This is a genomic window from Pedobacter faecalis (genome assembly GCF_030182585.1).
Taxonomy (GTDB): Bacteria; Bacteroidota; Bacteroidia; order Sphingobacteriales; family Sphingobacteriaceae; genus Pedobacter; species Pedobacter faecalis.
The window spans coordinates 162,112-177,251 of record NZ_JARXOW010000002.1 but is presented as its reverse complement, the minus strand read 5'-3'; the positions used below and the strand labels follow the sequence as shown (position 1 = coordinate 177,251).

10 protein-coding genes are annotated in these 15,140 nt (G+C 49.1%); 3 read left to right on the top strand and 7 right to left on the bottom strand.

Annotation, left to right across the window (positions count from 1 at the left end; all coding sequences use genetic code 11):
* The first annotated feature begins 18 nt into the window (after positions 1-18).
* Entirely contained in the window at positions 19-651 is a 633-nt protein-coding gene (locus QEP07_RS14445; protein ID WP_285010871.1) for a DUF6266 family protein, read from the top strand.
* Positions 652-661: 10 nt separating this feature from the next.
* Here QEP07_RS14445 and QEP07_RS14440 read toward each other — a convergent pair whose 3' ends face one another.
* The 5 genes from QEP07_RS14440 to QEP07_RS14420 form a co-directional block, all read right to left on the bottom strand.
* Entirely contained in the window at positions 662-1,342 is a 681-nt protein-coding gene (locus QEP07_RS14440; RefSeq protein ID WP_285010870.1) for an MgtC/SapB family protein, read from the bottom strand.
* 3 nt (positions 1,343-1,345) lie between these two features.
* The gene (locus tag QEP07_RS14435; RefSeq protein ID WP_285010869.1) at positions 1,346-1,870 is read right to left on the bottom strand and encodes an RNA polymerase sigma factor; all 525 of its coding nucleotides are present in this window, start codon (positions 1,868-1,870) and stop codon (positions 1,346-1,348) included.
* Between the two features lie 114 nt (positions 1,871-1,984).
* Positions 1,985-3,619: a glycoside hydrolase family 32 protein gene (locus QEP07_RS14430; protein ID WP_285010868.1), complete on the bottom strand. Its 1,635-nt coding sequence runs from the start codon at positions 3,617-3,619 to the stop codon at positions 1,985-1,987.
* A gap of 24 nt (positions 3,620-3,643) precedes the next feature.
* On the bottom strand, positions 3,644-4,567 hold the full coding sequence (locus tag QEP07_RS14425; RefSeq protein WP_285010867.1) for a carbohydrate kinase family protein: 924 nt from the start codon (positions 4,565-4,567) through the stop codon (positions 3,644-3,646).
* 2 nt (positions 4,568-4,569) lie between these two features.
* On the bottom strand, positions 4,570-5,901 hold the full coding sequence (locus QEP07_RS14420; protein ID WP_285010866.1) for a sugar porter family MFS transporter: 1,332 nt from the start codon (positions 5,899-5,901) through the stop codon (positions 4,570-4,572).
* A gap of 275 nt (positions 5,902-6,176) precedes the next feature.
* Here QEP07_RS14420 and QEP07_RS14415 point away from each other — a divergent pair, with 275 nt between their 5' ends.
* Together QEP07_RS14415 and QEP07_RS14410 are read left to right on the top strand one after the other, a co-directional pair.
* Positions 6,177-8,873, top strand: a complete 2,697-nt coding sequence (locus QEP07_RS14415) for a substrate-binding domain-containing protein (protein ID WP_285010865.1) — start codon at positions 6,177-6,179, stop codon at positions 8,871-8,873.
* A gap of 109 nt (positions 8,874-8,982) precedes the next feature.
* Entirely contained in the window at positions 8,983-11,562 is a 2,580-nt protein-coding gene (locus QEP07_RS14410) for a TonB-dependent receptor (protein WP_285010864.1), read from the top strand.
* A gap of 49 nt (positions 11,563-11,611) precedes the next feature.
* Here QEP07_RS14410 and QEP07_RS14405 read toward each other — a convergent pair whose 3' ends face one another.
* A complete protein-coding gene (locus QEP07_RS14405) occupies positions 11,612-11,947 on the bottom strand; it encodes a YtxH domain-containing protein (protein ID WP_285010863.1) in 336 nt (111 codons plus the stop codon).
* A gap of 53 nt (positions 11,948-12,000) precedes the next feature.
* Positions 12,001-15,138, bottom strand: a complete 3,138-nt coding sequence (locus QEP07_RS14400) for a GH92 family glycosyl hydrolase (RefSeq protein WP_285010862.1) — start codon at positions 15,136-15,138, stop codon at positions 12,001-12,003.
* Positions 15,139-15,140 lie beyond the last annotated feature (2 nt).

Sequence of the window (15,140 nt, the reverse complement as noted above, 5' to 3'; positions counted from 1 at the left end):
ATACCAAATAAAACCTTTATGGCTAGATTAAAACAGGGCTACATGGGCCCTTTCATTGGCAAACTTGGTACCGCCGTTGGTTATATACTAAACGGTGAAGGTATCATCCGCTCCTTGCCCCGGGTAAATGAGCATAGGGAATTTTCGGAAAAGGAGCTGGCAAACCAGCAGGCGTTTACAGTGCTTCAGTATTGGTTGCGACCGCTAAAGTTGTTTCTGCGCGTAGGATTTAAAAATTATGCTCCCAAGTTCGAAGGGTTTAGCGCAGCTAAATCTTATAACAGTTCCAGAGCTATCGCCGGCGCCTATCCCGACTATTTTATCGATCCTTCTGCAGCTTTTGTTAGCTACGGGCATCTGGAGCCATCAACCGAAGCAGCGGCGGTAGTACAGGAGCCCGGCAAGATTTTGCTCACCTGGAGCGGTGGAGATTACATCAACGGTGAGAAGATGATGTTTGTGCTTTACGATACGGAGGCTGGCGAAGCACTGACAGACACCGGTGCGGCTTTTCGTGCTAAGGGGCGTTACGAGGTTGACCTGGAGGGACGATATTCCGGCAGGAAATTCCAGGTTTATATTGCTTTTGTAACCAGTGATCAGAGTAACCAGAGCACGAGTCAGTATTTAGGTGAAGTTACTGTCTTATAACAGTATAGTTTTACAGATCCACCTCATCTACTCCGGCCATTCGGTATACTTCATTCATCATCTTCATCAGGGTGTTTCTGCTGTTAAACTTGCTGAAAACAACGACAATTTCCCTGCCCCCGTTGGCCGAGGCTTTAATGGCGATCTTCCTGACTTCGATATTGTAACGGGCCAGAATAGTTTCAATATCCATGACGGACAATTCTGATTCGGCAGAGATCTTTACCGACATTGTGCGCACGGGTTCGCGGTTAAGGAAACGTCTTTCGAGCCACTTCACACCGGCCAGCACAAACAGCATCAGAAAGGTAGCGGCTATGGCCGCCACATACATACCCCCACCGCAGGCCAGCCCTACAGCCGCAATGCTCCAGAGTGCAGCAGCAGTGGTTAGTCCTTTCACCACTTCCTGCTTCAGGAAAAGAATAGTTCCGGCGCCAAGAAAACCGACGCCGCTGATGACCTGAGCCGCCACGCGGGAAGGATCTACATCGAAACCTTCCACGCCCAGCACGTCGCTGTAGCCATACGTGGATACAATCATAGCCAGGGCCGAACCTACCGACACTAAAGTATGGGTGCGCAAACCGGCGGCCCATTCGTTTCGCTCTCTTTCAAAACCTACTGCGGCGCCAAGTATCATCGCCACAACCAAACGCAGTATAATTTCGAATACAGAAATCAGTTCCAATCTCTACGCTGTTTTATAATAATTTACTTCATAAATCTTCAGCTGCTTTTTCAGGATATGACGGGCCACATGGATACGTGTTTTCACTGTTCCAAGGGGTATACCCAGTTCGTCAGCTATTTCGTGGTATTTATACCCTTCAAAATAACGAAGAAAAGGAATTGCGTACTCAGGTGCAACTTTTCCGAAAGCTTTATTTATATCTTCACTGGTGAACTTCCTGTCGCACAAGTTGGTTGCAGCGCTGCTGGCCAACTGGTATGAGGTAAGCTCATCGGTGGTTTCGACCACTGATTTTTTCTTTACCGAGCGTCGGTAATTGTTGATAAACGTGTTTTTCATAATGGTGAAAAGCCAGCCTTTCAGATTGGTTCCTTCCTTGTACAGGTGACTGCAGCGTATGGCTTTAATCAGGGTGTCCTGTACAAGATCGTTGGCATCATCATAGTCGTTGGTGAGCGAAGTGGCATACCCTTCCAGGGAGTGCCGGCAGTCGCAAATGTCGTGGTTCAATGTCGGATTGTTCATGATAGGGATGTTTACAGAAAAAACGGTAATACACCCGTCATGTTTTCGCTTAGTGTGAAATCACGTAGTCCCCGAGTGTGTACAGGTATTTGTTCGCAACTGTCCCGGTATTAGTTACTCCCATATGGATTTAACGGTAAATACCTCAAGGTTTTTCACCTCAATATTGTTTCCCCAGAAATGGAAACCCTCCCGGTTATTGCGGTCGGGCTTGCGCTCCATGGAATAGGAGTATGCTCCGCCATCAATAAATACTTCAATGGAACTGCGATCGATATAAATATCTGCCGTAAGCTCCATACTGGTCGGGTCCTGTGGTGAATAGAACATGCCGTTGAGCATATTGAAATTCATGTCGTAGCCCACCATGCGTTGCGCGAATAGATTGAAGCCCGCCTCGGTGGCGTGCGAAAGCTTTATGGTTGTTTTTATACGGAGCTTATCAGCATCGTAAAATTCCTTCATTTTATCGTTGGCTTCAGCGGAGCTTAGTCCAGACCATTTCTTTACCGGCGTACACAATTGTTCCACCTCCTTTACCGGCAGGCTGTAAAGCCTCAGGCCGTCTTTGGTTTTGCGAAGGGTCAATTCTGTTGGCAGCAACATCATGTTGTTGAAGGGCATACCTGCTTGTGGAACGCGGCCCCAGCCTATCTGGATGCGGCGACCGTCTGATTCTGGAATGTTGTTAAAGGTTTGTGCAGCGTAAATAGATCCGGATGAAAAATAATATTTCCCGCCCTCGGGCTTAAATACTTTGCCATCAAACGAGCCGATCATATAGGTATTTGAAGCGCCATACATCACCCATTTGCGGTTGTTCTGATCGCCGTCGACCGGCAGTTCAAACAGGTCGGGACACTCCCAGAACCCGGTAATGTGGCTTTCAAAAGTCCAGTCCTTCAGGTTTGCCGAGGTATAAATAGAATGCCCGTCACGTTCGTTGAGTACCATCACCCAATGTTTTGAGGGCTTGTGCCAGAACACTCTTGGATCTCGCGTATCTTTACTGTTCCACTTCTCCTTGGAGTCTATAACCGGTTTACCGCCATTGTATTTGGTAAACGTCCGGCCTTTATCCAGACTGTAGGCCACGCATTGTACCTGCCGGTCGGGGTTATCGGCCGTGTAAAACACTACCATTGCGGGCTTACCCGGTTTACCAAAACCGGAGGTATTGTCGTAATCGATCACTGCAGAACCCGAAAACATGGTTCCTATCTTGTCGGGGTGCAGGGCCACCGGCAGCTCTTCCCAGTGTACGAGGTCTTTGCTTACGGCGTGGCCCCAGGACATATTTTCCCATTCCCTTTCAAAAGGGTTGTGCTGATAGTACAAATGATATTCGCCCTCGTAAAACACCATACCGTTAGGATCGTTTATCCAGCCCCTGCGGGTAGAAAAGTGATATTGCGGACGCTTCTTTTCCTTGTACAAAGAGTCCTGTCCGTTGATCTGATCGTCCTGATATATCTTACTCAAAGCAGTGGCATCGCCTTCAAAACTGATCTTGAGGGTTTTGCCTTTGTAAGCGCTCATGTCTGAGAATACCCAGTATTCCGGGTTAGCAGAAAGGCGGATCACGAAGCGTTGCTCTTCTTTTCCGTTGATGATATAGGTCATCACCGACCGCTTTTCCTTCTGCGATACGGGGAGGTTGAGGTAACGTTTGGTAATTTTAATGCTGATATCGGCCGCTGCAGCGTAGGTCGCCGCACTGCATAGCATTAAAGCTAGTAAATGCTTCATTAAGTGTTTCATGTGATTGAGATATTATATTGTGGTTAGAGATTCGCTAAAGGACTGGTACTCAGAAATGGTATAGTCAGGGCAGCCACCCTTTCGGGTTGCGATGAAACTGCCCATGGCAACGGCATTGCGTAAAAGCTGCGAAGGCTGGGTCTTTTTCGAATGACCAGAAAGGAATGCAGCCAGAAAGGAGTCGCCACTGCCTATGGTATCTGCAACCTTCACCTCCTGACTAGCCATGTGGAATGCATGCCCTTCTTTATAATATGACGCGCCGAATTCACCCTTGGTCACGATCACTTCAGGCACATTAAAAGCTTCGGAAATAAAAGCTACCTTGCTGTATTCACCTGAATAACTGCCGCCGAACATCGTTTGCATGATATCAAGTTCCGCTTCATTGAATTTGACGATATCGGCCTTGAGCAGGAGCGACTGAAGCAGCGAACGGCTAACGAAAGGTGGACGCAGGTTTACATCGAAAACGTGTACCGACTGATGAACCTCAAGCAGTTCAAGCAGTGTCTGACGCGTTGCATCGTGCCTTGAGGCAAGACTGCCGTATACAAAGTAGCCGGTCTCAGCCATTGCATCAGTCAATTGCCTGGTACCAGAGATAAAGTCCCATGCCACCGGAAATACGATTTCATAGGTCACTTCATTGCCGTTGTTCATTCTGGCGAGTACCTGGCTGGTTGGGTGTGTTTCATCGCGCTGGAGCAGACCGGTGCCTATCTCCCAGTTGCTCATGAGGGCCTCCAGTTTAAGGCCATTGTCGTCCTGCCCTATCTTGCTGACCACTTTAGCGGGCATACCAAGCCTGGTAAGGTGATAAGCTACATTGAGCGGAGCCCCGCCGGGCTGGGGTCCGTCGGGAAGCACGTCCCACAGCACTTCGCCGAAACATATGGCTGTGTGCCGGTCTGTTTGTTTTTCCTGTTCTTTCATTCTCAGTGTAAAATAATGCTTTTTTCGACTTGCTCCAACGACTTACCCTTGGTTTCGGGCATAAAGCGCCATACAAAAATAAGTTGCAGGACCATCATAACACCGAAAAATGAAAAGGTAACGGCTCCGCCCAGTATTTCCGCAAAATAAGGGAAACTAAAGGCAATCAAGGCTGCCATGACCCAGTGGGTGGAGCTACCGAGCGTTTGTCCTTTGGCCCGCACCTGGTTTGGAAAGATCTCTGAAATAAATACCCAAATGACCGCACCCTGCGAAAAGGCAAAAAAGGCTATGAACAGCATGATAAAAATGGGAATCGCTATGCCGGAAAATGCCTGAACATAGAAGGTATAGGCGACCAGGAAAAGTGAGATGATGAGTCCGGCGGAACCAATGAGCATAAGCATGCGGCGCCCTACCTTATCGATGAAATTGAGCGCCAGCAATGTGAAGGTGAAATTGACCAGACCGATGCCGAGGGTAGACAGCAGCGAAGAATGTGCGCCCAAGCCTGCCATTTCAAAGATTCGCGGCGCATAGTAAATGATGGCATTGATGCCCGACACCTGGTTAAAAAAAGCAAAGATGACAGCGAACGTGATAGGTCTGGTATAACGACCGGAGAAAAGACGCTCACTGTCTTTCTTGTCACTGAGCTCGTTGTGTGACTGTTTAATGTTATTCAGTTCCTGCTCCCAGTTGAGCGGATTGATCGTTCGAAGTGTTTTGGAAGCCCTTTCATAGGCTTGCTTTTTAAGGATAAGCCAGCGGGGGCTCTCGGGGATAAAGCGCATCAGGACAAGAAAAATAACTGAGGGCACCGCCTGTACGCCAAGCATCCAGCGCCAGGAGTGTTCGCCGGTTTGACTGAGCAGGTAATTGGAAAGGTACGAGATCAGGATGCCAAGCACTACATTGAACTGGAACAATCCAACAAGACGTCCGCGGCTCTCGGCAGGCGAAATTTCGGAAATATAGATTGGCGCCGTTACAGAGGAGGCGCCAACACCCAAACCGCCAAGGAATCTGAATACCAAAAACACCCACCAGTCTTCCGCCAGCGCGGTTCCCAATGAAGAAAGCAAATAGGCGATGGCGACAAAGTATAATGTATTCTTTCGCCCGAACCGGTCGGACGGCCTTGATCCGAGCATGGCTCCGATCACCGTTCCGATTAAGGCTATAGAAATGGTAAGCCCGTGTTGAAATACGCTAAGTTTCCAGTATTGCTGAATGGATTTCTCGGCGCCTGAAATAACGGCTGTATCGAACCCGAATAAAAAGCCGCCCAGGGCTACAACTACCGACCATCCGACAACGGATCTACTTTTCATATAAATGTTTATAAATGGTTAATGCTGCAATCTAGGCTTATTTCAAAACAGCGAACAGAAATTTTCGGTCATAAACTTTAAAAAATTAGACTAAGTGTTATTGTTTGATTTACAATGCTTTAAATCAGGAATCAGCCGGCGTAACAATCAGTTTTTAAACCTGGTTACCTGCTTTCTTCAATATGGTTACACCCCGGTTGTGGCCGCCGGAAGTGCAGCTTTTAATTGAAAAGGATATTAGCTAGTTTAGTGCCTTAAGCCAGATATAATTGCTGATGACTATCCCTCGTTTATGTGTTGCCCTGATGATGATATCCCTGCTCGTTGTGGCGGCATGTAAGGATAAGCGCAGGGAGAGGGTCTGGACGATCGGTTTCTCCCAGTGCGTGGGCTCCGACCTCTGGCGCAGGACGATGCTGGAAGAGATGAAGACGGAGTTATCGCTGCAGCCAAACCATAAGCTTCTGTATGCGGATGCGGATAACAACAGCGCAACGCAGATTGCACAGGTTAAAGACATGCTGAAGAAGGGCATTGATGTGCTGATCATCTCGCCAAACGAGGCGTTGCCGCTAACCGATATTGTAGAGGAAACTTTTAAAAAGGGCATTCCGGTGATCGTGATAGATCGTAAGACCGCTTCGTCGGTATACACGGCCTATATTGGTGCGGAGAATTTTCAAGTGGGAAAAATGGCGGGAGGGTATCTGGCAAGGCTGCTCCGGTTTAAGGGAAACGTGCTCGAGATAACCGGGTTACCCGGATCTTCGCCGGCCATGGAGCGGTCGCGCGGTCTCAAAGAAGCTTTTCGTCCCTACCCCGGCATTAGGGTTGCGGCGCAGGTTCATGGCGACTGGCTTCCTGAAAATACGAAGCGCGCACTGCAGGCAGAGCGCGATAAACTAGCGGATATAGATGCCGTTTTTGCGCACAACGACCGGATGGCACAAAGCGCTAGACATACCCTCAGGCAACTGGGTCTCGACAGCGCCATTAAAGTGATCGGCGTCGATGCCCTGCCGGGCGCCGGAGGCGGGCTCGATATGGTAAGTTCGGGGACCCTTACGGCAAGTGTGCTTTACCCCACGGGTGGTAAAGAGGCTATCGATATTGCCTTCCGTATCCTGCGCAAACAGGCCTTTCAGAAAGAAAACCTTCTTAAAAGTGTAGTCATAGATCGTAGCAATGTGCAGCTTATGCAACTGCAATGGGCACGCATCAGGGATCAGCAAAAAGACATCGAAAGGCAGCAGAAGCTCATGGCTGAACAGAAGGAAATATATCGTAACCAGCGCTTTGTGCTTAACCTGATCGTGGTTACCCTCGTGCTGGCTGTGGTATTCGGTGGACTGGCGTTCCGTGCGCTGCAGACCATCCGTCGCCAGCGCAACCAGCTTATCGAGATGTCGGAAAAGGCTGCAGCTGCAACAGAAGCGAAACTGAACTTCTTTACCAATATCTCACACGAGTTCAGAACTCCGCTTACCCTGATCATTTCCCCGCTGGAGGACCTGCAGAAAAATACCAAGGTGGCCACTGCCGCCGGCAGGGAGCTGAACTTGATCCATAAAAACGTACACCGGCTATTGCGATTGGTTAATCAACTGATGGACTACCGCAAAATAGAGCACAAAGAACTTAAACTACATGCAACACCCAATAGCCTCGCTGTTTTTGTTGGCGAGATCGTCGACCACTTCAAACATATCGCAGCGAAGCGCCATATAAACCTTCGGTTATTGGTCAAGGCAGATCCGAATATTGTATGGTTTGACACCGATATGCTCGACAAGGTGCTTTTTAACCTGCTGAGCAATGCCTTTAAGTTTACGGCTGATCACGGTCGCATTTATGTATCGGTTGACCGCAACGACAGGGAAGCTGTTGTGGAAGTGTCGGACAACGGCCTGGGCATGGATGAAGAAGAACAGGGCAAAATATTTAACAGGTTTTACCAATCGGACGCCCGCCGCGGCGGAGGTTCGGGACTTGGCCTCAGTCTGTCTAAAGAACTAATGGCGCTTCACAAGGGTGCTATAAAGGTTGCCAGTAAGAAAGGCGAAGGAACTGTTTTCAGTGTACACCTGCCCTTGGGGGAGGCACACCTGAGCGAGACGGAAAGAAAGCCATCCGCTGGCCGGCAGTTGGCCCCCTACCACGAAGCCCCGGAAGAGGCCCCTTCGCCTATATCCCTCGTTAAAGAGCAATCGCTGCTGATTGTGGAAGACAATTTAGAGCTGCTTGAATACCTGACCAGTAAATTTGAGAACGATTACCAGGTATTTACAGCCAATAGTGGAACCGATGGCTTGCATATCGCGTTTGAGCAAATACCCGATCTGATCATCTCCGATGTGGTTATTCCGGGAATATCGGGCAGAGAGCTCACCAAACAGCTGAAGGCAGATGTCCGGACTTCGCACATTCCCGTTATTCTTCTCACCGCTCAGGATAGCGTGGAACAGCAGATATCGGGCATACAGAGCAATGCAGACGCTTACCTGACCAAACCCTTCCATTTTGATTATCTCCGCGCCAGCGTGGAGAACCTGCTGCGAAACCGTGCGGTGCTGAAAGCGCATTATATCAGCGATCTTCCGCTATCTGGCAATCAGAAAGCGCCTGTAAGCAATATTGATAAGAAATTCCTGAACGATTTTGCGCGGCTGGTGGAACAAAACCTTGCCAACGAACAATTGAGCGTCGACGAGCTCGCCAAGGCTGTTGGCGTTTCGAGAGTGCAGCTGTACCGTAAAGTAAAAGCACTGCTGAATTGTACGGTGACCGACTATGTGATGAACAGGCGCCTGAAAAAGGCGAAGTATTATCTGGCCAATGAGCATCACTCTGTATCGGAGATCAGCTATCTGGTGGGGATCTCCTCTCCCACCTATTTCTCTACCTTATTTAAAAACCGGTACGGAATGACGCCTACGGCATACAAAAAGACTGTATTTGGTAATAAACTATAAAATCTACCTTTTTTATAGACTTTAGGAATTTACTTATATATTTGCTGCCCTGGACAGCAGGAAAATATCTGTCTGCCAATATCTGTAAGTAACACCTAATCTTAAAAAAATGAAAAGACATTTACTTTTGTTTCTTTCACTCGCGCTCTCTGTAAGTGCTTTTGCCCAAACGACCATAAATGGGGTTGTTAAAGACGCGAAGGGCGTTAATGTGCCCCGTGCAAATGTATCCATCCGCGGTACGCGCACAAGCGTGATCGCAGACGATAACGGTGCTTTTGCACTGTCTACTACGCTCGAGCCTCCTTTTTACATCCGGGTGAGCTCCGTGGGTTTCAGTCCGCAGGATTTTCAGGTTCTGAAATTTCAGGACACGCCGCTCGAGTTAACCCTGGTAGACAACGCGGAACTTGATGAGATTGTAGTTACCTCGAGAAGACGTGCCGAAGTTTTACAGGACGTGCCAATCGCGATCAGCGTAATAGGAGGACAGGCCGCAGAGAATGCCGGGGCTTTTAACGTTAACCGACTGAAAGAACTGGTCCCTTCCGTGCAGCTGTATGCCTCGAATGCCCGTAATACGACATTAAATATTCGCGGTTTAGGTTCAACATTTGGTCTTACCAACGATGGTATTGACCCGGGTGTTGGCTTTTATGTTGATGGCGTGTATCAGGCCCGACCTGCCGCTACTTCAACTGACTTTCTGGACATTGAACGGATAGAGGTTTTACGAGGCCCGCAAGGCACCTTGTTTGGGAAAAACACCACAGCGGGGGCTTTCAATATAACGACCGTAAAACCGACCCTGGTACCTACTGCCAAAGCAGAATTCAGTGTCGGAAACTATAATTTTATCCAGGCCAAGGCCTCCGTTTCGGGTAGTATAGCAAAAGATCTGGCGCTGAAACTGGCATTATCAGGAACACAAAGAGACGGTACCATTTATAACGTTCCTGAACAGCGCTATTACAGCGGACAGAACAACCTTGGTTTGAAAAGCCAGCTGTATTACACTCCTTCGGAAAAACTGCAGGTATTGCTTAGTGGTGATGTGAGCTTCCAACACCCTGCAGGATATCCGCTTGTTGTAGCGGGTGTTACAACAACGGAGAGAAGTGCTTTCCGGCAGTACGCGGCGATTGTTGCAGACTTGGGTTATGAACAACCTAAAATTGATCCGTTTTCGAGGAAGATCTATACGAATACGCCCTGGAAGCAAAATCAATCGATAGGCGGCGTCTCAGCAAATATAGATTACAAGATTGGTAACGGAACGCTGACTTCCACAACCGCATGGAGGTTCTGGAACTGGGACCCGACCAACGACAGGGACTTTACAGAATTCTCGGCGCTGACGAAATCGCAGGGTAACTCTCGCCACGACCAATACTCGCAGGAGTTCAGATACGCGGGCAACATCAACGAAAAAATAAGTGGTATGGTAGGCGTCTTTTTACTCGGACAGAATTTGAAAGGCCTGAATCAGACAGAGGAAGTTGGCAAAGACCAATGGAGATTTGTGCAGACGGGAACAACAGGCGATCAGCCGCTATTCAGCACTCCTGGTCTTTTGGACAACTTTGGTATCCGGACCAACTCTAACATTAAGTCGCTAAGTGCTGCCGTTTTTGCGCAGGCTGACTGGGAATTCGCAGAAAACCTGCATGTTTTACCTGGCTTGCGATTCACTTATGATAAGAAAGATGTGGATTATGACAGGGTAACTTACGGCGGTCTGCAAACCACCGATCCGAAATTGCTGGCTCTTAAAGCCATGGTTTATACCAACCAGAACTTTAGTACAAGCACGGATAATGAAAATTTATCTGGTAACTTAACGATATCATATCGTCCGACCACCACTTTGAACATTTATGGTACCTTCTCTACGGCCTATAAACCTGTAGGTGTAAATGTGGGAGGCTTGCCAACTATAACCGGTAGCCAGAATGCCGACCTATCACTCGCCGTGGTAAAACCAGAGTATGTACAACATTACGAGCTGGGTATAAAAACAAAGCCCGCAAAGGGCGCTATTTTGAATGCTACCGTCTTTCAGTCGGACATTAAGGACTATCAAACCAACGTGCAATCACCGCAACTTGGTGTAAACAGAGGATATCTGGCGAATGCCGAAAAAGTGGTTGTAAAAGGTATTGAAGTAGACGGCAGCTATCAGTTACGAAGATTTCTGACTTTAAATGCGGCTGTTGCGTACCTGGACGGAAAATATGACAAGTTTAGCAATGCACCCCTTCCACTGGAAGAAACTGGACATACCGAACTGATTAATGGTGTGGCCACTCAAGTGGCATTCAAGGACGCCTCTGGCGGCAGACTGCCCGGCATATCAAAATGGAACACCTCTGGCGGGTTTGAACTTAGCACAGCAGGGAAACTGTCGACAGCTGAAGGCAGATGGTTTATAGCAAGTGATATCAGCTACCGCTCTGAATACTCTTCAAACCCCACCCCGTCGAGGGTTCTGAATGTGGAAGGTTATACCCTGGTTAATGCACGTACCGGGTTCAGAGGCGATAAATTCTCCATCTTCGTCTGGAGCAGAAATATCGGAGATGCCAACTATTTCGAACAACTACAGGCAGCAGCGGGTAACTCTGGTCTGTATGCAGGTGTACTCGGTGATCCGAGAACTTTTGGCGCAACAATACGCTATTCGTTCTAACATTCTTGTGAAAATAAATGGCCGCATCGATTATGCGGCCATTTTTATTTTACGATTCGGATTCGCCAGTATCTGCTGCTGCACCCGCCTGCGCTTCATGCGCCTCATGAATCAGGGCCTTGATATCCGATTTCGGTTTCTTTTGTCCACCCTTTACATGTTGTCTTGGATGCGACATTTCAGCTGGCTCCTCACTTTCCTGGCCACCCCGAAGGCGGTCTGTAAGTCCGGCAATCTTCTTCCTTAGATCACGGCCCCTGTCGGGTGCAAATAAAACGCCTAATGCCGCACCAACGGCTAGTCCCGCTACCAATGCAATCACAGCGGGTGTTTTGCTTTCGGATGTACGATCAAAAATGTCGCGTATCAATCTGATGTTTTTCATAGCTGTAGGTTTTTTACCATAACAACAGCGTTATACGACAAATGTTTAGCTGATTAGTGCAAGCCCCATTCGGTATTCGGTTTATCGCCCATCTGAAGCACCAGGGTTCCGCCTTTCAGCAATTCCGAAGCAGGAAATTTAAAAGAATTTAGCGGCTTACCGTTGAGCACTGCGCCTTGCACATATTTGTTGGCCCGCGACGCGTTCCGGGCTTCTATGGTGAATGTCCGTCCGCGGCCGTATTGCTCACCGAGATCGATGGTGACCCTAGGGAAAATCGGACTGCCGATCTCGTAAACCGGATCTACGCTGCAACCGCCGTCGGTTTGAAAGAGTCCCAATGCGGCCATAATAAACCATGCACTCATTTGACCCTGATCTTCATCGCCGAGATAAGCGTTTGCCAGGCCATCGCCATAATATCGGTCTATGATGGCCCTGCTCCAATGCTGTGTAAGCCAAGGTTTCTTCACCCAGTTAAACAAGAAAGCAAAATGCATCGACTGCTGGTTTCCCTGTATCACCGGGTAATCCCAGTACTGGTCGCCCGGCGCATTGAACCTGAGTTTGTTGCTTTCCGTAAAGCCCCAGGAGAGGCGGTCAATAAAACGCTTCTCGCCAATCTCCTTAGCCAGTGCGGGCACATCCTGAGGCACAAAATAAGTTAGCTGCCAGGCGTTACCCTCTACATAGTGCTCGTTGGCCCCGGATTTAAAAGGATCAAAATCTGGCATCCAACTGCCATCAGCCTTTCGCAAACGCGCATAACCTGTCTCCTTATCTATCGCATTTTTCCAGTAGTTACCTCTTAGTGCAAACTCCTCTTCAACTTCTTTGTTGCCCACCGCCCTGGCCAGTTGGGATACGGTCCAATCGTCGTAAGCATACTCCAGCGTATTGGAAAACCGCCCTTTATCGTACGGCACATACTTATGCTCCAGATAAGAAACCAGGTCGCGATTGCCCGCATAGCCCATCCCGACCTTCTGCGCCGGGGTCGTCTGCATTTTCACCGCTGCCTGCAAGGCCTTGTTGGCATCGTAATCACGAATGCCCATCTGGTATGCGCCCACAATCAATGGTATCTCATGTTCAGCCACCATCACCGGCACATAGTTCATGCCAGCCGGACCTTTCGCCAGCCAGCCGTTGGCATCATACATGGCCAACTGTGATTTCACCCATTTCGACGACCACTCGGGCGTAACCAAGTTCCAGAACTGATTTAAGTTCCAGAACGTATTCCAGAACGCATCGCAGCCAAGCGCAACGGCATTGGGGTCTTTAAGTTTCTGAACCTTCTGGAAGGCGTCTACCCAACTACCGTCGAGATCGCTCCAGGTATTGCGACTGGCCAGGGCCCTATACATATTGGTATAAAAACGAATCTTTTCGCGCCTATCGTTGCTGCTTATCGAAAGTCGGCCCATGAGATTATCCCAGGTATCGGTATGCCCTTGTCTTACTTTTTCGAAGCTCCAGCCATAAGGTATGCTGATCTCCTTCTCGAGGTTATCTGAAGCATTAGCTATGCTTACCATCGATATACCAGTGCGAACCTGCACAACCGGATTACTGCGTGTATCAAATTCAACGAAAGCACCCGCATCAGCCAGATCTCCGGAATTGATGATGTCTTTGTCGCCCACCACATCGTTAGCCCAGGTACCAAACCTCTTTATCGGCCGGTCGAACTCGATCACAAAATGCAGGTTGTAATCCTGCCCAGCATCGTCGGACCACACGCTTTTATTGAACTGCCTGCTTACACCCTCAATCCGGTAATCGCTCACCTTCTTCAGGGTAACATTCTTAAGCTGGTAAGGATATTCCGAAGGAATCTGCAGATCGATCATCACGCGGGAATCAAGCGCCTTGGGATACGTATAACGCTGGAAACCGCAGCGTGTGGTAGCCGTAAGTTCTGCCTTAATTTGGTAATCGCTCAGCACCACTTTATAATACCCCAACGGGGCCTCTTCTGTAGTTTTATCGATTTGCGAGCGATACCCACCGCTGCCGTTACGCTCATCACCCGTCTTAATTTTCAATGGCCCGTTCACCGGCAGCATACCCAAACCGGCCATCGTCCATTCGTGAATGTGACTAAACACCCCCACACTTTCAAAGCTTGGATCGTAACCCGCCTGCCAGCCCGAGTTTTGGTTATCGGGACTAAGCTTTACCATGCTGAAAGGCATCCATGGACCGGGCGCTATCATCCAGCGGGAATGCGCTGTACCCATCTTTGTATCAACATAACCGGCGGGGGTACGCATGGGTTGGGGCGACCGCCGCACAAGTCCGCTTTCCAGCATCGTGCCATCAGCCCATATCTCGTACTTGCTTTCCCTGGCCGATTTAACCTGTGGCATCGCGACCTCAAAGTCATATCTGGCACTATCGAGCTGCGTGGTGAACACGGTTTTACCATCCAGCTTAACCGTAACTTGCGGTTTACCCGACAAGTGCTGCAAGTCGACCAGCAGGGGCTGCAACGACCGACCACCTTCCGAGATCTCATAATCGGCCGCCCTGACATTTCGTACAAACAGCTTCTCCGGCTTAATCAGCTTAACGCCCGTCGGGCCGGTGAGCTTCACCTGATCAAACAACAACCAGGAGCCACTTAGCGTGGTCATCGTGATCTCGTTCCCGCCCTTTCGGAGGGTCTTTGGCGACAGGGGAATTTCTATTTTGTACTCGCTTACGTTGGTCAGATCGCCCTCTACCGACTTGTCTAAGGTCTTTTTAGGGAGCTGACGCACGAAGGGCTGGCCGTTGACCACCACTTTAAACAGTGGTGGGCCGCTCCCCTGGTAACTAACCAAGTCAATGGTTAAGTTCCAGTTGCCCCCCTCCGGAACGCTTTGCAGACCAAACAGAATATTAGCCTGATGTGTCCGTAGCCCGGCTGTCGGACCGGTACCTCCCCATCCGTCTTGCGGACCAGGCAGTACATACGGAAAATCACTCGCTGCAAGGGAATGTCCTACCAGGAAAAAACGGTCCTCCCAACCAAAATCGCTTTCCAAAAAATGCTGGTAGCGGTTGGGGCCAAGGGCAAATTCATCTGCTTTGTTATCGGCTTTGCCAATAGCCCATACCGTGTGCTGGGCCTGCAGCATTGAGCCACATAATAAAAAACTACATAAAAGAAAAAAGACCTTCGATTGGTGGGTGATGTTCATAG

Bases quoted from the DNA above. Each gene is read 5' to 3' on its own strand.
- QEP07_RS14420 (WP_285010866.1), bottom strand. From the start codon at position 5,901: ATGAAAAGTAGATCCGTTGTCGGATGGTCGGTAGTTGTAGCCCTGGGC.
- QEP07_RS14425 (WP_285010867.1), bottom strand. From the start codon at position 4,567: ATGAAAGAACAGGAAAAACAAACAGACCGGCACACAGCCATATGTTTC.
- QEP07_RS14405 (WP_285010863.1), bottom strand. From the start codon at position 11,947: ATGAAAAACATCAGATTGATACGCGACATTTTTGATCGTACATCCGAA.
- QEP07_RS14410 (WP_285010864.1), top strand. From the start codon at position 8,983: ATGAAAAGACATTTACTTTTGTTTCTTTCACTCGCGCTCTCTGTAAGT.
- QEP07_RS14430 (WP_285010868.1), bottom strand. From the start codon at position 3,619: ATGAAGCATTTACTAGCTTTAATGCTATGCAGTGCGGCGACCTACGCT.
- QEP07_RS14400 (WP_285010862.1), bottom strand. From the start codon at position 15,138: ATGAACATCACCCACCAATCGAAGGTCTTTTTTCTTTTATGTAGTTTT.
- QEP07_RS14445 (WP_285010871.1), top strand. From the start codon at position 19: ATGGCTAGATTAAAACAGGGCTACATGGGCCCTTTCATTGGCAAACTT.
- QEP07_RS14415 (WP_285010865.1), top strand. From the start codon at position 6,177: ATGACTATCCCTCGTTTATGTGTTGCCCTGATGATGATATCCCTGCTC.
- QEP07_RS14435 (WP_285010869.1), bottom strand. From the start codon at position 1,870: ATGAACAATCCGACATTGAACCACGACATTTGCGACTGCCGGCACTCC.